We start from the raw sequence: 15,259 nt of genomic DNA, 5'->3' as shown, positions 1-15,259 counted from the left end.
GGAGTAGGGCAGTAGGGCAGTAGGGCATTATGATTGCTCTGCCGTTCAATGCCCGGGCCCGAGCCAAGCCACCATCTCCTATTCCCGTACTGCCTTACTGCCCTACTCCCCTACTGCCTTAAACCGAAGGTTTCCCCCAATGTCCCACTTCCTCGGCATCGACGTCGGCACCGGCAGCGCGCGGGCCGGGGTGTTCGACCACATGGGAAACCTGCTTGCCTTGGCCAAACGGGACATCGAGGTCTGGCGCGAGGCCGGCGACATTGTCGAGCAGTCGAGCAACGACATCTGGCGGGCGGTTTGCGCGGCCACGCGTGAAGCGGTCGCGCAATCGGGCGTGGCGCCCGAGGCGATCGCCGGCATCGGCTTCGACGCCACCTGTTCGCTGGTGGTGCTGGGCGAGGGCGGCGTACCGTTGGCTGTTGGCCCGTCGAGAAATCCCGAACGCAACATCATCGTCTGGATGGATCATCGCGCGGTCGAGCAGACGCGCCGCATCAATCGCAGTGGCGAGGCGGTGCTGAACTACGTCGGCGGCGTCATCTCGCCGGAGATGGAAACGCCGAAACTCTTGTGGCTGGCCGAAAACCTGCCCGCCACTTTCGACGCCGCCTGGCAGTTCATGGACCTCGCCGATTTCCTCACCTGGCGGGCGACCGGCAGCCTTGCCCGTTCGGTCTGCACGGTGACCTGCAAATGGACCTATCTGGCGCATGAGAGCCGCTGGGACGAGACGTATTTCCGCAAGATCGGCCTCGGCGCGCTGGCCGACGAGGCATTCGCGCGCATCGGCACCGAGATCGTGCCGGCCGGTGCCGCACTCGGCGGCGGATTGACCGCGCAGGCAGCAGCAGACCTTGGTCTCAACCCCGGCACCGCGGTGGCGGCTGGGCTGATCGACGCGCATGCCGGGGGCGTCGGCACGGTCGGCGCGCGCGGCGATTTCGGCAGCGTGCTGTCGCGCATGGCCTATGTCTTCGGCACCTCGGCCTGCACAATGTCGTCGACCGCCGAGCCGGCCTTCGTCGACGGTGTCTGGGGTCCGTATTTCTCGGCCATGGTGCCGGGCCTGTGGCTGAACGAGGGCGGCCAGTCGGCAGCTGGTGCTGCGATTGATCATCTGGTGCGCATGCACCCTGCAGCCGGCGAAGCGACCGCCAAAGCGCAAGCCGAGGGGCTCAGCCTCAGCGCCTGGCTGTCGCTGCAGGCGCAAAGCCGCAATGGAGCCGCAGCAACGCCGGCCCTGGTCGGCGGCATCCATGTCGTGCCGGAGTTCCTCGGCAACCGCGCGCCTTTCGCCGACCCGGACGCGCGCGCGCTGATTGCCGGGCTCGATCTCGACACCAGCCTCGACAGCCTGGTCGGGCTCTATGTCGCCGGGGTCTGCGGGCTGGGCTACGGCGCGCGCCAGATCGTGCGGGCCGAGCATGACAAGGGCATTCCCGTCGACACCATCGTGGTCAGTGGCGGCGCCGGCCAAAGCCCGCTGGTGCGCCAACTGCTGGCGGACACCACAGGCATGGTGGTGGTGGCCTCGACCTCGCCGGAACCGGTGCTGCTCGGCTCGGCGATGCTGGGCGCGGTCGCCGCCGGTGCCTACAAGGATGTGGCGGCGGCGATGGCCGGCATGTCGGAACTCGGCGAGGTCTATCATCCCGACGCTACGCTGGCCGGCTGGCATGCCAAACGCTTCGCGGCGTTCGAATTGCTGCAGCAGGCGGGCAAGGCCATCCGAGGCTGAAGCGCGCGGCTTCTGTCCGGCTTTGTCAGGAGCGTAGCGAACACCGCTTGGCGGTTTAGCTGGAAGCTGGCAGCTTTGTTCTGTCGTGGACCCTCTAGCAGCACGCGACGAGGGCAGGGCGACAGGACCAGGAGGCCCTAATGGTGGACGAAGCTAAACCGCCGCTACCATTCGCATCGGATGAGGTGCCGTGGACGGAATGGTCCGACGTGCCACGCTTCGGCCTGCGCTACCGGCATTTGTCGCTGGCCGCCCTTGGCGAAAAACACCGTGTCGGCGTGGCAATCGAGGAGCTTCCGGCTGGCAAGCAGTCCTCGCCGGCGCATTACCATATTTTCGAGGAAGAGCATGTCTTCATCCTCGAAGGGGCGCTTACCGCGTATGTCGGCGACGCGGCCTATGCAATGAAGGCCGGCGACTACATCTGCTTTCCCGCCGGTGCCGCGGCGGGGCATTGCCTGATCAATACCAGCGACGCACTGTGCCGCTATGTCATCGTCGGCGAGCGCAACCCGAATGAAGTGGTCGTCTACACCGCCTCCAACAAGGTGCTGGTACGCGCCCTGGGCCGCCGCGCGATCTTCGATCTCGCTGCAAACCGAAGCTACTGGGACGGCGAGAACACCGGCCTTGCCGCCGGCGATCCGCTGCCGTCGGATGTGACGGCCGGTGTCACCAAACCCCCAGCCGCGCCGATCCCGCCGATCGCCAGCGATGCTGTCGAATGGAAGGTCGAGGGCGAAGGTCCGCGGTTCGGCGGCCGGTCCAGGCACCTGACTTATGCCGCGCTGGGACGCTCCGACTATCATGTCGGCATGCTGATCGAAGCGCCGGCGCCCGGCATGCGCTTGGCGCCCCGGCACTATCACATGCTCGAAGAGGAGCATGCGCTGATCCTGGAAGGGGAGGTGACGCTGCTGCTTGGCGAGGAGCGCCACGAAATGAAAACCGGCGATTATGTCTGCTTTCCAGCCGGCCTGGCGGTCGGGCATTCCTTCCTCAACAGCGGCACGGGGCCGTGCCGCTACCTGATGATCGGCGAGAAAAATCCCAACGAGGTCTGCGTCTATCCAGATTCCAACAAGATGGCGGTCGACGCCTTGCGCCGGCGCGACGGCATTTTCGACATGGGAGCGGTGAGGCGGTACTGGGACGGCGAAGAGATGGAGTAGCCCCCGGCTTCACAGCTCCTTCTCCGCCAACTCCCTGAATTCGTCGGGAACCGAGCGCGCCGCCTCCAGTGCCACGGTGCCGTAGCCGACCGCCTGTTTGCCGAAGCGCTCGCGGATCTTGTCGATGGCGCGGTCGGCGTCGAAGCGTGCTAGGCCCTTCTTCGTGCCGGGCCGGCGCCTCTCGTCGGCGAGGCCAAGCGGCAGGTGGAGCTGCAACTCGAAGCTTTCCTCAAGATGCGAGACCGAGATCGCCAGCAGCGAGATCGTTTTCTCCTGTGGATTGTCGGCAAGCACGCCGCGCACCAGATCGCCGGCGATCTCGGCCAGCATCGCGGTTGCCGAGATCGGCTGGTCAAGCGTGATCGAGCGGGTGACGGCTCTGAGATCGGCAAAGCGCACGCGTACCGTCACCGTGCGGCCGGGCCTTGCCTTGGCGCGCAGCCGGCTGGCGACGCGGTCGGCCAGATGCAGCAGTGTCGGCACGATGACCCGTGCCACAGCCGGCTTCTGGCCAAGCGCCGATTGGGCGCCGGCCGAATGCGCGCGGCGCTTCGTCTCCAGCTTTCGCGGGTCGCGGTTCCAGGACAGGGCGGCGAGCTTTTCGCCGGCGGCGGGACCGAGCAGGCGCGTCAGCGCGCCGCGATGCGTCCTGGCCAGTTGACCGATGGTCTCGACGCCGATCTCGGCCAGCCGCGCCCTGGTCGCCGGGCCGACGCCCCACATCAGTCCGACCGGCAGATCATGCAGGAAGGCGAGTTCGGTGCCGGGTTCGACGACCACCAGCCCGTCGGGTTTGGCGACCTGCGAGGCGATCTTGGCCAGATGCTTGGTGCGCGCCACGCCGATCGAGATCGGCAGGCCGAGTTCGGCCCGCACGCGGCGGCGGATGGTTGTCGCGATCTCCTGCGGCGAGCCGAACAGATGCGTGCAGCCGGCGACGTCGGCAAACGCCTCGTCGATGGAAATGCGCTCGACTACAGGCGTAAAATCGTCGAGCACCTTGATCGCCGCATCGCCCAGCCGCTGGTAATGGCTGAAATTGCCGCCGACGAAGATCAAATGCGGGCAGAGTTCGCGCGCCTTGCGCCCCGGCATGCCGCCACGCACGCCGAAGGCGCGCGCCTCATAGGAAGCGGCGAGCACGACGCCGCCGCCCACCGCGATCGGCTTGCCGCGCAGCGACGGATCGAGCAACTGCTCGACAGAGGCGTAGAAAGCGTCGAGATCGGCATGCAGGATGGTGGCTGTCGTTTCCATCGACCGCACATCCGCAGTTGCTGATAGAATAGAACAAATAAAGAACAAAGATGGATGGTTGTCAAGCGAAGAGCGATTGGGTGCGGCAACAGCCATGCCGGTTCGGCTTGAACGCAACCGCCTAGACACTATGCTCCGTTCGCAGCGCCGCTTTCATCTTTTCCAGCGCTGCTTCGCCGCCTGCCGCCAACTGGTTGGCAATCCTGGCCAATCTCTCGTCGGCCTTGCGGTGCCTGCTGCCCCAGGCGCCGAGCGTCGCCAGCACCGGCAATAGGTCGATGCCTGCTTCGGTCAGCCGGTAGACCGTTCTCAAGCCATGCGTCGGGTCGTCGCTTCTGGTGAGGATGCCTTCGTCCTGAAGCGTTTGCAGTCGCTCGGCCAGCGTGCGCGAGGAGATGCCTTCGTCGGATTGCAGGAATTCGCGAAAGTGCTTTTTCCCGGCGAAGACCATGTCGCGGATGATGAGCAGCGTCCAGCGGTCGCCGATGAGTTCGAGCGACAGGTTGATCGGGCAGTCGGATTTTTCGCGCGTCGCCATCTATGGTTCCATTTATAAATCACTTTACTATTGACATCGTTTTGGCCTTGCGTCAACAGTTCCAAATGTAAACTGTTTTGCGATAGCCGTGAGGAGAATGATGGTGAAAAAGCTGGTCCTGCAGATGCAGATGTCGGTCGACGGCTTTGTCGGCGCCACCGAGGATCATTCCTGGCAGCTCTGGGAGTGGGGTGACGAGAGCGCCTGGGACGATGAGCTGAAGCAGGACTTCAACTCTGTCTTCACAGGCGTCGATACCATCCTGCTCAGCCGCAAGATGGCACAGGAGGGCTATCTCACCCATTGGGGCAATGCCGCCAAGAAGTTTCCGCACGATCCGTTCTACGCCTTTGCGCAACGCATCGTCGACGCCCGCAAGGTGGTGCTCAGTGATAAGTTCAAGCAATCGGCCGGGGAGCCGGTCTGGGAGCGCACGAGCGTGGCCAGCGGCGACCTGCCGCGCGAAGTCAATGCGCTGAAAGCGGGCGAGGGCGGCGACATGGCCGTGTTCGGCGGCGCCGGTTTCGCGTCGGCGCTGATTGCGGCCGGGCTGGTCGACGAGTTTCAGCTTTTCATCAACCCGGCGGTGCTGGGTGCGGGCCGCCGGATTTTTGATCAGGGCGGTTTTAGAAACCTGCGGCTGCTCGGCTCGAAGACCTATGACTGTGGCATGGTGGTCAGTCGCTATGCACCGGCGGGGTGAGGGGGACCTCCATCTTCTCCCTGCTCACTTCGCATCGTGAAAAATAATCCCGACCGTGTGGCGCATGCCTGAGCGCAGCCGGCTGACGCCATGACGCAGGTTGACGCGGTAATTGCCTTTGGTGCCCTGCACCGGCCGGTTGTGGACGGCAAAGACAACGGCGTCGCCCTGGCGCAGCGGCACCACCTCGACCCGGCTCTGCATGCGCGGCCGCTGCTCGGTCAGCGCGAACTCACCGCCGGTGAAATCCTGGCCCGGCTCGGAGAGCAGGATCGCCACCTGCAGCGGAAAGGCGAGGTCGCCATAGAGATCCTGATGCAGGCAGTTGAAGTCGCCAGGCACATATTGCAGCAGCAGCGGCGTCGGCCGCGTCTGGCCGGCGGCATGACACTGATCGAGAAACGCGGCATGCGTCGCGGGATAACGCATGGCCTGCCCCATCCGCTCGCTCCACCGGTTGGCGACCTTGGCCAGCCTGGGATAGAGCGCGCTGCGCAGGCCACCCAGCAGGTCGGGCAAGGGATAGCGGAAGTAGCGGTACTCGCCCTTGCCGAAGCCATGCCTGGCCATATGGATGTGGCTGCGGAAATGCTCTTCTTTGGGATAGAGGCCCGCGATCTGCCGGCACTCTTCGGGCGACAGCAGCTTTTCAATCACCGCGCAGCCGAAACCGTCGAGTTCGGCTGCAAGGGCGGGCCAGTCGTAACCCGCGACACGCGTCTGAGCAGCTTCAACCGCCGATGCGGCAACCCTGGCATGGGCATTCATATCGTAGCCTCCTTGTCGATCAGAGCGCGCTTGCGCTCGACGCCCCAGCGGTAGCCCGACAGCGTGTCGTCGGCGCGGACAACACGGTGGCAGGGAATGCCCAGCGCAATCGCGTTGGCCGCACAGGCCGTCGCCACGGCACGGGCGCCGTCCGGCTGGCCGAGGCGCTGGGCCAGCGCGGCGTAGGTGATGGTGGCGCCGCACGGGATGCCTCGGAGCGCCTCCCACACGCGCTGCTGGAATGGCGTGCCGCGGCGCAGGTCGAGCGGCAGGTCGAGGCCGGCGCCAGGCGTTTCGATGAAGCGCGCGATTGCCGCGAGATCGTCGCGCAAGGTGGCCCCGTCTTCGACCAGTAGCTTGCCCGGGAAGCGATGGCCAAGATCCTGCTCCAGTGTGTCGGCGTCCGAGCCGATCAGGATGGCGCAGACGCCGATAGCGCTGCGTGCCGCCAGGATTTTACCGATCGGGGATTCGCCGATGGCGTAGGTTATGATATCGAGGGCGGCGAGCCTGGTGACTGTCGCCGGAATATTGGTTTGTACGAGGTTCATTGCCTTCACTCCTTTTGTCTGTGCCTGAACCCTAGCCACCTACCAGCCGTGTCTCACTCCGGTGCTTGCTTTCAAATTCGAATCCCCAAGGCAGGTGCTCTACGGCGCCGTAGAGCGCCGATTTTGATCATTGGCACTTCGCCTGAGGATGTCATGCGACACGGGTGACGGAAATTTCGCCCAGCATGAACACTTCGCCTGATGACAGACGCAACTCAACCTCGCCGGTTGCGGTGCGGCTCCATTCGGCTTTGCCATCATCGACCATCTGGCCGATGGCGGTCATCACCCGTGATTTCGCGTCAGGGGCGCGGCGGCTGCCGGCAGCTTGGGTCTGGATGTTCGCATCGGTGGTGGGAGACCTTGCCATCGCGCGCATTGCCGGTCCTCGTCAGGCCCGCACCGACCGGTTGGCGTTGTCGGACGCTGCCTCGCGGTCGAGCAGCGCGCGCTTGCGCTCCGCGCCCCAGGCGTAGCCGGAAAGTGCGCCGTCCTTGCGGATGACGCGGTGGCAGGGAATGGCGACGGCAAGATTGTTGGCGGCGCAGGCGGCGGCGATGGCGCGGGTCGCCTTAGGTGCGCCTATGCGATGCGCGATCTCGGCATAGGAAACCGTTTGGCCGGCGGGGATGGCGCGCAAGGCCTGCCAGACGCGCTGCTGGAACGCCGTGCCGCGGACGTCGAGCGGCAGGTCGAGGCCGAGCGCCGGAGCCTCGACGAAACCGACGACGCGGGCGACCAGCGCCTCGTAGCCGCGGTCGCCACCGATCAGCCGTGCCCTGGGGAAACGGTCCTGCAGGTCGCGCACCAGCGCGTCGGGATCGTCTCCGAGCAGGATCGAGGCGACGCCCTTCTGGCTGGACGCGACCAGGATGGTGCCGAGCGAGGTCTCGCCAACGGCGAAGCGGATCTCTTCATGGGAGCCACCGGCGCGATAGCGCGTCGGCGTCATGCCGAGCATGCCAGTGGATTTCTCGTAAAAACGTCCGCTTGAGTTGAAACCGGCATCGTAAATCGCCGTCGTCACGCTGGCGCCGTCTTCCAGGCCCTGGCGGACCCTGGCGGCGCGGTGCGCGGCGGCATAGTCCTTCGGCGTCAATCCGGTGACCGCCTTGAAGATGCGGTGGAAATAACCGGCGCTGCGGCCGGCGGCATCAGCCAATTCAGCGAGCGAGGGTTCTTCCTCGCTCTGCTCGATCCTGCGGCAGGCAGCGGCGACCATCGCCGCGTTGCCGGCCTCGAGCGACGGGCCATGTGGATCGCAGCGCCGGCACGGGCGAAAACCGGTCGCCCTGGCCTGGTCCAGCGTGTCGTGCAACTGCACATTTTTCGGATTGGCGCGCCGAGACGGACAGGAAGGCCGGCAATAGACGCCCGTCGTCGCCACCGAATACCAGAACTCGCCGTCGGCCGATTTGTCGCGCGCGACGATGCGCGCCCAGCGCGGATCGTCGGTGATTTGCAGCGGCGCGGATTTCAGATTCTTGGCCAGGGTGATGAACATGACCGCATTGAAGCCACCACAAGCCGGCCCCGCCACCCGTTTCCTGACAAGTGCCTGGAGAACCTCACTTGCCTTTCCCAATTTGGGAAAATCCTCTTGTTCCCAATTTGGGAATTTGCTATATCAGGTCATGCAGATAATTGCCAAGAAGGCGCTGAAGGATTTTTGGGCAAAACACAATCAGGCCGAAGCTCCTTTGACGGCTTGGTATGTGGCTGTCGGGAATGCTGATTGGAAGACCCCGGCTGACGTCAAGGATGCGTTTGGAGCGACAGTTGATTTCGTCGGTGACAATCGCATCATTTTCGACATTAGCGGCAACAAGTATCGTTTGATTGTCCACGTCGCCTACAAGTTTCACCGCGTTCTGATCAAATTCGTCGGCACGCACAAAGAGTATGACAAGATTGATCCGGAGAAGGTGTGATGGAAAACATTCGACCCATTAAGACCGAAGCCGATTACGATTGGGCGATCGCCGAAATCACTAAATATTTCGAAAATGAGCCGGAGGTCGGCTCTCTCGATGGTGACCGGTTCGACGTTCTCGCAACCCTGATCGAGGCTTATGAGGATAAGCACTACCCGATTGAAGCACCGGATCCCGTTGAAGCCATTCATTCGCACATGGAACTGTTCAACCTGTCGCGGAAGGCGCTGGCCGAGGTGATCGGATCATCACCCCGGGCGACCGAGGTGTTGAACAAAAAGCGCGCACTCACCCTGGATATGGTCTTCAAACTGAACAAGGAATGGAAAATTCCCGCCGAAGTCCTCGTGCAACCCTATCACCTTGCAAATGACAGGGGCCGCAGGCGCGCCTAACATGCACCGATTCTCCTAAGCCGCGCGTTTGGGTTCCACCGCGAACGGGCTGAGGCCGAGCCAGGTCTGCATCTTCCTGCCGATGGCCTGGTCGCCGGTCAGGGCAACCCTGGCGCCGGCCTTCTCGACGGTCAGCACTCCCATCCAGATCGCCGTCATCGTGTGCAGGTCGGTCGAGACGTAGAGATCGACATCGAAGCCCGGATCGTACCAGCACAGATCGACCTCGCCGTGCTTCTCGACGATCAGCCACCAGGACCGTTTGGACGCCGGGAGATCCTGATACAGGAATTGTATCACCGTGCGCCCTTCAGGCAGCGGCGAGGGGTTTAGATTGCGCCGCATGTCCCACATCAGCAACGACGGATCGAGGTTCTTCAGCGACAGCCGGGACTCGACCCATTTCTGCCCCCAGAAGCCCATTGCCTCGACGACAGGACGCAAATCCCGGCCGGCTTCCGTCAGCCGATATTCGAAGATGCCTTTTTCGCCCGGCACTTCCTTGCGCTCGACGATCCCGGCGATCTCAAGTTCCTTCAGCCGTTGCGACAGAAGGGTCGGCGACATTTTGGGGACGCCGCGGCGAAGATCGTTGAAGCGGGTCGAGCCGGCCACCAGTTCACGCATCAGCACCATGGTCCAGCGGGTGCACAGCACCTCAGCGGCCATCGATAGCGGGCAGAATTGTTTGTATCCGTGCTGGCTCATGATTGGTGCCTCTCCCTCAAACCTGACCGAATATTAGGCCTTCATGAATGAAGCGGCCAGTACGGAAACTGTACTGCCCCGGTACAGATCGCGGACTGGTTGGCGAGGGTCCTGCCATGCGAGCCTTTTGGCCGGTTGCACGGGATACGCCTGTGCACCGCAACCAGGAGACCACCATGACCGCCTACGTTATCGCAGACATCAAGATAAACGACCCGCAGTGGGTGCCGGCTTACGCCGCCTCGGTGCACGATCTCGTCCACAAGCATGGCGGCAGATATCTGTCGCGCAGCGGCAATGTGAAAACGCTTGAAGGCAAGCCGCTCGATACCACGCTGATCGCGCTGATGGCGTTCCCGTCGGAAGCGGCGGCGCGCGCCTTCACCACCGATCCTGCCTACGCGCCCTTCGTCTCGGCCCGTCAGGACGGCAGCGACAGCCGTTTCCAGATGATCGACAACACCGATCTGGCCGGAACGATCCCGTATCTGCCGAAGGGATGATCCTTTTCGGTAGCCGTTACATCAATTTCGGGATCTCCAAGCAACAACAGCCACAGCGCTTGCCTGCCGGGCCTCCGTATTTTCGGCGGCCGGCCAGCTGTGCTTTTTCAAGAAGAATGGAATGAAGATGATATCAAACTTTCGCAGCGGACTTCTTATGGCGGGGACCATGCTGGCAATCTGCACCACCCTCGCGCAGGCGCATCAGGAGCCGGCTGAAGCTGCCTCCGGCCCCAACCCGCTGGCCGACAAGGTGCGGGCTGTCAACAGCCGGTTTGTCGACGTCAAGGCAGCGGTATCAGAGGGCTATGCGCCTATTCCTTGTGCCAGCGGCATCACCGGCGGCGCCATGGGCATCCACTATGTCAACGGCCAGTATCTGAAGGACGACAAGATCGACATCGCCCGTCCCGAAGCTGTGATGTACGAGCCGATGGCCGATGGCACGCTGAAGCTGGTGGCGGTCGAGTACATCACTTCGAAAGGACCGGCATCGTTGGACGGCCAGCTGTTCAACTTCAACAGCGCCCCCAACCGCTATGGCCTGGGTGAATTCTACGAGCTGCATGTCTGGGCCTGGAAAGGGAACCCGACAGGCACGTTCGCCGACATGAATCCGAAAGTGTCATGCGAGCACGCAATGGCGCCGAGCCAATAAGCAATGAGGCCAGGCGGCATTGACGCCGCCTGGCCCGAACGATCGTTTTGCCTGATCGCCTCAGGCGGTCTTGATCAGACCGAGCTGGGTGAGGGCGGCGACGCCGTCATCGAGGCCGATTTCCTCGACGATCCTGCCGTCAACCACCTTCAGCACCGTGGTGCCGGTGAAGCGCATGGTGCGGCCGGTGGCGGCCGGCAGCGAACCGACGAGGAAGTCGCCGAAGGCTGGGCCGGTATGCGTGCCGCCGCCCTCCCACTGGCCGACGACATAGTCGCCCTCGGCAATCAGGTCGGCGGTGGCCCAGAAGTTGAGGTCCGGGAAGGCGGCGCGGAAGTCGGTCATGAAGGCCTTGATGTCGTCGCGGCCGCGGCGCGGCTCGTGCAGCGAATATTTCAGCAGCATGTCGGGTGCCGCGATCTCGTCGACGACCGACAGATCGCAACGTTCACCCCAGAAGTGGGTGAACCATCTGACGACGACGGCCTTGTTGTCTTCTTGCTTGGTCATTGGAAGGTCCTTGTTGTTGTCGTGCATGGGATCATCGGCGCCGCCGATGATCCAGGGGTCACCGGCTTGCGCCGCTGACCTGGGCAGCAGTAGGACGATCCGCCAGACACAAAACTCCGGTTCCTGCCGGCCAATCGAAAAGGCGGGTCCGGCGCCGGGCAGGGCCGCCTGGGCCGGAACCCGTTCCGCTGAGCCCAAGCATGGCTGCCCCGCCTCAGCTAGACCCTGGAAATCGGATGGCCACGGGAGAAGGCGATGGCAATGAAGAAGACCTATGAAAAGCCGAGGCTCGAGAAGCGCGAAAGACTGTCCGGCGTGACGGCGGGCAATGTCGTGTCGTCGACCTGGGGAAATTGACGGCTGCCTGGAGTAGTTCGGTACGGCCTTGATGAACAGGGGCTCCCAATCAGACGTCGAAACTCCGCCCGCGCGGTAACTGTTTCTTCTCTGGTTTTGCCGCAGATTGCGCCGCGGTGGAGCAGGCGAAGCAGACGATGGCGCGTCAGGATAAGAAAAGTCGCAATGGAACGTTCTGGGCAAAAGCCCTGGAGCGCGCGCATCTTGGCGTCTGGGACTGGGATCTTGTGACCGGCGACTGCTTTTATTCCGCGACCTGGGCGCGGATGCTAGGCTACGATGAGAGCGAACTGGCCAACACCAGCGACCTTTGGCTGCAACTGACCCATCCCGACGACCGCGAGCGGGCGCTGGCCAGCGGCGACCGCCACATTGCCGGCCTGACCGACGCCATCGAGACCGAATTGCGGCTGAAGCACAAGCAGGGACATTGGGTGTGGGTGCTCGATCGCGGCGGCGTCGTCGAGCGCGACGCGATGGGAAAGCCGCTCAGGCTGATGGGTGTGCAGACCGACATCTCCAAGCAGAAGGCCGCCGAGGCCGAACTCGAGCAGGTCAATGTGCGCTTCCGCCTGGCGCTCGCCGCCAGCGGCACCGGCATCTGGCACCACGACCTCGCGGGCGGCAAAAGTTATTGGGACGAACGCACCAGGGAGATTTTCGGGCTCGTCTCCGACACCGCCGAAGTCGAGCGCGACCACTGGTTCGGCTATCTGCATCCGGACGACAAGGAGGCCGCGTCGCGCGCGCATCTGGTGCCGCTCGAAACGGACAAGGTCACCGCCGTGCAATACCGCATCGTGCGGCGCGACGGAGAGGTCCGGCACATAGAATCCCTGCTGCGTTTCATCGCCGACCCGCAAATCCGGGACCGCCGGCTGGCGGGGCAGATCCTGGGCACGGTGCGCGATATCACCGAAGACAAGCAGCGCGAGCAGGAGCTTGCCTATGCGGCCCGCCATGACGCGCTCACCGGTCTCTTGAACCGCGCCGCGTTCGACCGGCTGCTGGCCGATCATATCGCGGCCGCGCGGTTGCTGCCGCTTTCCGTGTTCTATGTCGATCTCGACTACTTCAAGGCGCTCAACGATTTTGCCGGCCACGCGGCCGGCGACCTGGCACTGAAAAGCGTTGCGCAAGGCATTCTGGGCTGCCTTCCCGCGACGGCGCATGCCGCGCGCCTGGGCGGTGACGAGTTCGCGCTGCTGATGCCCAATTGCGATGCGGCGCAGGCCGGGCGGCTGGCCGACGCGGTACTTGCCGCGGTTCGCGATGCCGAACTTGGATCGACGGCCACGTCGCGCAAGCTGGCGGCCTCGATCGGTATCGCTTTCGTCGATGACGCCGACACGACGGTGGCCGACGCGCTGGCCTGTGCCGACGACGCCTGCTACGCGGCCAAGGCCGCCGGGCGAAACCGATTTGCCGTCTTCTCCACCGATACGGCATCGGGTTCGGGTGGCCTCAACGCGGCGCGCATCGTCGCCGATACGGTCGATGCCATGGAAGACGGCAGGCTGAAGCTGTTTGGCCAGGAAATCCATCTTCTGGGCCGCCCCTGGCAGGAAAGCCGCCATGTCGAAGTCTTGGCCAGGCTCGCCGCACGCAACGGCCGGCTGGTGCCACCCGGGGAGTTCATTCCGGTGGCCGAGCGGTTCGGCATCGCGTCGCGGCTCGATCGCTGGATCATCCGCACCGCGCTGTCGCGGCATGGTGCCGCCTTGCGTTCGGGGGCGCTGACGCTTGGCTTCAATCTGTCGGCGCAGACGCTGAGCGATCCGCAGCTTTGGGACTTCGTCGACAGCGTCATAGAAGAAACCGGGGCGCCGCATTCGGGCATCGGCTTCGAGATCACCGAAACCGCCGCCGTCACCAATTTCGATGCCGCCGAACAGTTCGTGCGCAAGGCGCGCGAGCGGCGTTGCCGGGTCGGCCTCGATGATTTCGGAGCCGGCATGAGCTCGTTCGAATATCTCCGGCGGTTCCCCGTCGATACGATCAAGATCGACGGTTCCTTCATCGAGCACATCACGCAAAGCCGCTTCGACCGCGAGATCGTGCTGGCCATCACCAGCATTGCCCGTAGCCTCGGCTGCGACGTGGTCGGTGAGAAGATCGAACGGCAGGACACGCTGGCCATGTTGAGCGACATGGGGGTCGCCTTCGGCCAGGGATTTTTGCTGCACCGGCCGGAGCCACTCGAGCGAATTGTCGCGCGCGCAACCAAGGGAGCGACGGCCCGCAAGGCATCGTGATCCGGGTGCGGCGAGTTTCAGGCCAGACCGGACTGGCCTGAAACTCGACACTTTCTATCCGGTTCGCCGCGCCGTCGATTGCGGAAACTCCAGCACTCCAGCCTCGGGTCGCCTGTGCTGCGCCTCCGTCACCGCTTCGATCAACAGATCGAGCGCGTCACAGGCGGCACGGCTCGTCTCGTCATTGCCCTGCAGATAATGATAGGCGCGTTCGAGGTGGATGCGGGCGGCTGAAAAATCGCTGGTCAATGGTCCCTCCATGATCCCGCCCTGAAAAGAGCTTGCCGGAGACGAGGGAACGCCGGGTAAATATCCACAAGCGGCTTTTATTCAAATGCCGCCGAATGTTGTGAGCAGGCGCGCGGCGTTGAAGCTGCCGATCTCCCCTACGAGGGGGGAGATTGGCAGTTTCAACGCCGCACAGCTACACTGCGGCCCCTTGCGCAAGGTGACATCGATGATCGTCCAGGCCTGCATCAACGGCGCGCGTCCGCGCGATTTCCACCCGAAGCTGCCGCTGACTGCCGAGGCAATGGCCAGCGATGCGGCAGCCTGCGTCGCCGCTGGAGCGGCCGAACTGCATATCCATCCGCGCGGCACCGACGGACGCGAAAGCCTGGCAGCCGTCGACGTCACGGTGCTGGCGGTGCGCCGGACCTGCCCGGGAACACTGGTTGGCGTGTCGACCGGCGCCTGGATCGAGAACGACGTCGAGCGGACCCGCGCGGCGATCGCCGGCTGGCGAGACCTGCCTGACTATGCTTCGGTCAACCTGTCCGAACCGGAAGCGCCCGCCGTGATGGAGTTGCTGCGCCAGCGTGGTGTAGGCATCGAGACGGGGCTTGCCGTCGTCGCCGATGCCGAGCGCTTCGTAGCGCTTCCCGGCCACAACCAGGTGCTGCGCAATCTGATCGAGATCGACATCCCCGATCTGTCCGCTGCACTCGATGAAGCGCATGGCATCGCCGCCGTACTCGAGCGCGCCGGGGTACGGCAGCCGATCCTGCTGCATGGCGTCGACACGACTGTCTGGCCCCTCGTCGAGCTTGCGCATCGCCAGCGCTGGTCGACACGGGTCGGTCTGGAAGACGGCAAGACGCTCGCCGATGGCAAGACAGCCAAGGACAATGCGGAAATCGTCGCTGCCGCCGTGGCGATCTTTCGCGGTGCGCCCGTCGTTGCCTCATAGGCAAGCGGCTTGACGTCTCC

The 15,259-nt window shown here is 64.0% G+C and carries 19 protein-coding genes; 10 read left to right on the top strand and 9 right to left on the bottom strand.

Translation table 11 applies throughout. The annotated features are described in order from the left end of the window. The first annotated feature begins 139 nt into the window (after nucleotides 1–139). The gene (locus LB519_RS22085; protein ID WP_224621179.1) at nucleotides 140–1,741 is read left to right on the top strand and encodes an FGGY-family carbohydrate kinase; all 1,602 of its coding nucleotides are present in this window, start codon (nucleotides 140–142) and stop codon (nucleotides 1,739–1,741) included. Between the two features lie 140 nt (nucleotides 1,742–1,881). Further along, nucleotides 1,882–2,913, top strand: coding sequence for a cupin domain-containing protein (locus LB519_RS22080; protein WP_224621177.1), 1,032 nt, complete (start codon nucleotides 1,882–1,884; stop codon nucleotides 2,911–2,913). 9 nt (nucleotides 2,914–2,922) lie between these two features. Here LB519_RS22080 and dinB read toward each other — a convergent pair whose 3' ends face one another. Both dinB and LB519_RS22070 read right to left on the bottom strand, forming a co-directional pair. After that, nucleotides 2,923–4,170, bottom strand: coding sequence for a DNA polymerase IV (dinB, locus tag LB519_RS22075; RefSeq protein WP_224621174.1), 1,248 nt, complete (start codon nucleotides 4,168–4,170; stop codon nucleotides 2,923–2,925). A gap of 121 nt (nucleotides 4,171–4,291) precedes the next feature. Next, entirely contained in the window at nucleotides 4,292–4,708 is a 417-nt protein-coding gene (locus LB519_RS22070; RefSeq protein WP_024501648.1) for a winged helix-turn-helix transcriptional regulator, read from the bottom strand. A 103-nt stretch (nucleotides 4,709–4,811) separates the two neighbouring features. Between LB519_RS22070 and LB519_RS22065 the strand changes: the two genes are divergently transcribed. Beyond that, on the top strand, nucleotides 4,812–5,411 hold the full coding sequence (locus LB519_RS22065; RefSeq protein ID WP_224621173.1) for a dihydrofolate reductase family protein: 600 nt from the start codon (nucleotides 4,812–4,814) through the stop codon (nucleotides 5,409–5,411). Between the two features lie 24 nt (nucleotides 5,412–5,435). Here the strand turns inward: LB519_RS22065 and LB519_RS22060 are convergent, their stop codons facing one another. From LB519_RS22060 to ada, 4 genes are all read right to left on the bottom strand, one after another. Continuing rightward, nucleotides 5,436–6,179: a 2OG-Fe(II) oxygenase gene (locus tag LB519_RS22060; protein ID WP_224621172.1), complete on the bottom strand. Its 744-nt coding sequence runs from the start codon at nucleotides 6,177–6,179 to the stop codon at nucleotides 5,436–5,438. Then, on the bottom strand, nucleotides 6,176–6,730 hold the full coding sequence (locus tag LB519_RS22055) for a methylated-DNA--[protein]-cysteine S-methyltransferase (RefSeq protein WP_224621171.1): 555 nt from the start codon (nucleotides 6,728–6,730) through the stop codon (nucleotides 6,176–6,178). The genes LB519_RS22060 and LB519_RS22055 overlap by 4 nt, the downstream gene beginning before the upstream one ends. 151 nt (nucleotides 6,731–6,881) lie before the next feature. Beyond that, a complete protein-coding gene (locus LB519_RS22050; RefSeq protein ID WP_024501644.1) occupies nucleotides 6,882–7,109 on the bottom strand; it encodes a hypothetical protein in 228 nt (75 codons plus the stop codon). A 12-nt stretch (nucleotides 7,110–7,121) separates the two neighbouring features. Beyond that, nucleotides 7,122–8,234: a bifunctional DNA-binding transcriptional regulator/O6-methylguanine-DNA methyltransferase Ada gene (ada, locus tag LB519_RS22045; protein ID WP_224621170.1), complete on the bottom strand. Its 1,113-nt coding sequence runs from the start codon at nucleotides 8,232–8,234 to the stop codon at nucleotides 7,122–7,124. Between the two features lie 130 nt (nucleotides 8,235–8,364). Between ada and LB519_RS22040 the strand changes: the two genes are divergently transcribed. Together LB519_RS22040 and LB519_RS22035 are read left to right on the top strand one after the other, a co-directional pair. Next, nucleotides 8,365–8,661 carry a type II toxin-antitoxin system HigB family toxin gene (locus tag LB519_RS22040; protein WP_013530736.1) on the top strand — a complete coding sequence of 99 codons (297 nt, stop codon included), beginning with the start codon at nucleotides 8,365–8,367 and terminating at the stop codon, nucleotides 8,659–8,661. After that, nucleotides 8,661–9,059, top strand: a complete 399-nt coding sequence (locus tag LB519_RS22035; RefSeq protein ID WP_024501642.1) for a type II toxin-antitoxin system HigA family antitoxin — start codon at nucleotides 8,661–8,663, stop codon at nucleotides 9,057–9,059. Before LB519_RS22040 ends, LB519_RS22035 begins: the two co-directional genes overlap by 1 nt. Before the next feature lie 15 nt (nucleotides 9,060–9,074). On the opposite strand, the gene LB519_RS22030 is transcribed toward LB519_RS22035, so the two are convergent. Beyond that, the gene (locus tag LB519_RS22030; RefSeq protein WP_024501641.1) at nucleotides 9,075–9,767 is read right to left on the bottom strand and encodes a winged helix-turn-helix transcriptional regulator; all 693 of its coding nucleotides are present in this window, start codon (nucleotides 9,765–9,767) and stop codon (nucleotides 9,075–9,077) included. Between the two features lie 176 nt (nucleotides 9,768–9,943). Here LB519_RS22030 and LB519_RS22025 point away from each other — a divergent pair, with 176 nt between their 5' ends. Beyond that, the gene (locus LB519_RS22025) at nucleotides 9,944–10,270 is read left to right on the top strand and encodes a DUF1330 domain-containing protein (protein ID WP_013530739.1); all 327 of its coding nucleotides are present in this window, start codon (nucleotides 9,944–9,946) and stop codon (nucleotides 10,268–10,270) included. 121 nt (nucleotides 10,271–10,391) lie between these two features. Continuing rightward, nucleotides 10,392–10,928: a hypothetical protein gene (locus LB519_RS22020; protein ID WP_174564969.1), complete on the top strand. Its 537-nt coding sequence runs from the start codon at nucleotides 10,392–10,394 to the stop codon at nucleotides 10,926–10,928. Nucleotides 10,929–10,988: 60 nt separating this feature from the next. Here LB519_RS22020 and LB519_RS22015 read toward each other — a convergent pair whose 3' ends face one another. Next, nucleotides 10,989–11,438, bottom strand: coding sequence for an ester cyclase (locus tag LB519_RS22015; protein WP_024501639.1), 450 nt, complete (start codon nucleotides 11,436–11,438; stop codon nucleotides 10,989–10,991). 255 nt (nucleotides 11,439–11,693) lie between these two features. On the opposite strand from LB519_RS22015, the gene LB519_RS22010 reads away from it, so the two are divergent. Further along, on the top strand, nucleotides 11,694–11,795 hold the full coding sequence (locus LB519_RS22010) for a hypothetical protein (RefSeq protein WP_013530742.1): 102 nt from the start codon (nucleotides 11,694–11,696) through the stop codon (nucleotides 11,793–11,795). A 137-nt stretch (nucleotides 11,796–11,932) separates the two neighbouring features. Continuing rightward, entirely contained in the window at nucleotides 11,933–14,050 is a 2,118-nt protein-coding gene (locus LB519_RS22005) for an EAL domain-containing protein (RefSeq protein ID WP_224621169.1), read from the top strand. 54 nt (nucleotides 14,051–14,104) lie between these two features. Here the strand turns inward: LB519_RS22005 and LB519_RS22000 are convergent, their stop codons facing one another. Next, nucleotides 14,105–14,299 carry a hypothetical protein gene (locus LB519_RS22000; RefSeq protein WP_024501638.1) on the bottom strand — a complete coding sequence of 65 codons (195 nt, stop codon included), beginning with the start codon at nucleotides 14,297–14,299 and terminating at the stop codon, nucleotides 14,105–14,107. A 208-nt stretch (nucleotides 14,300–14,507) separates the two neighbouring features. Here LB519_RS22000 and LB519_RS21995 point away from each other — a divergent pair, with 208 nt between their 5' ends. Then, the gene (locus tag LB519_RS21995) at nucleotides 14,508–15,239 is read left to right on the top strand and encodes a 3-keto-5-aminohexanoate cleavage protein (RefSeq protein WP_224621168.1); all 732 of its coding nucleotides are present in this window, start codon (nucleotides 14,508–14,510) and stop codon (nucleotides 15,237–15,239) included. Nucleotides 15,240–15,259 lie beyond the last annotated feature (20 nt).

The sequence above is a fragment of the Mesorhizobium sp. AD1-1 genome (genome assembly GCF_020164655.1).
GTDB lineage: Bacteria > Pseudomonadota > Alphaproteobacteria > Rhizobiales > Rhizobiaceae > Mesorhizobium > Mesorhizobium ciceri.
The sequence above is the reverse complement of the archived record's forward strand: the minus strand, read 5'-3'. Positions and strand labels throughout refer to the sequence as shown.

Bases quoted from the DNA above. Each gene is read 5' to 3' on its own strand.
- LB519_RS21995 (WP_224621168.1), top strand. From the start codon at position 14,508: ATGATCGTCCAGGCCTGCATCAACGGCGCGCGTCCGCGCGATTTCCAC.
- LB519_RS22085 (WP_224621179.1), top strand. From the start codon at position 140: ATGTCCCACTTCCTCGGCATCGACGTCGGCACCGGCAGCGCGCGGGCC.
- LB519_RS22025 (WP_013530739.1), top strand. From the start codon at position 9,944: ATGACCGCCTACGTTATCGCAGACATCAAGATAAACGACCCGCAGTGG.
- LB519_RS22060 (WP_224621172.1), bottom strand. From the start codon at position 6,179: ATGAATGCCCATGCCAGGGTTGCCGCATCGGCGGTTGAAGCTGCTCAG.
- LB519_RS22005 (WP_224621169.1), top strand. From the start codon at position 11,933: ATGGCGCGTCAGGATAAGAAAAGTCGCAATGGAACGTTCTGGGCAAAA.
- LB519_RS22050 (WP_024501644.1), bottom strand. From the start codon at position 7,109: ATGCGCGCGATGGCAAGGTCTCCCACCACCGATGCGAACATCCAGACC.
- LB519_RS22035 (WP_024501642.1), top strand. From the start codon at position 8,661: ATGGAAAACATTCGACCCATTAAGACCGAAGCCGATTACGATTGGGCG.
- LB519_RS22015 (WP_024501639.1), bottom strand. From the start codon at position 11,438: ATGACCAAGCAAGAAGACAACAAGGCCGTCGTCGTCAGATGGTTCACC.
- ada (WP_224621170.1), bottom strand. From the start codon at position 8,234: ATGTTCATCACCCTGGCCAAGAATCTGAAATCCGCGCCGCTGCAAATC.
- LB519_RS22080 (WP_224621177.1), top strand. From the start codon at position 1,882: ATGGTGGACGAAGCTAAACCGCCGCTACCATTCGCATCGGATGAGGTG.
- LB519_RS22010 (WP_013530742.1), top strand. From the start codon at position 11,694: ATGGCAATGAAGAAGACCTATGAAAAGCCGAGGCTCGAGAAGCGCGAA.
- LB519_RS22040 (WP_013530736.1), top strand. From the start codon at position 8,365: ATGCAGATAATTGCCAAGAAGGCGCTGAAGGATTTTTGGGCAAAACAC.
- LB519_RS22020 (WP_174564969.1), top strand. From the start codon at position 10,392: ATGAAGATGATATCAAACTTTCGCAGCGGACTTCTTATGGCGGGGACC.
- LB519_RS22030 (WP_024501641.1), bottom strand. From the start codon at position 9,767: ATGAGCCAGCACGGATACAAACAATTCTGCCCGCTATCGATGGCCGCT.
- dinB (WP_224621174.1), bottom strand. From the start codon at position 4,170: ATGGAAACGACAGCCACCATCCTGCATGCCGATCTCGACGCTTTCTAC.
- LB519_RS22070 (WP_024501648.1), bottom strand. From the start codon at position 4,708: ATGGCGACGCGCGAAAAATCCGACTGCCCGATCAACCTGTCGCTCGAA.
- LB519_RS22055 (WP_224621171.1), bottom strand. From the start codon at position 6,730: ATGAACCTCGTACAAACCAATATTCCGGCGACAGTCACCAGGCTCGCC.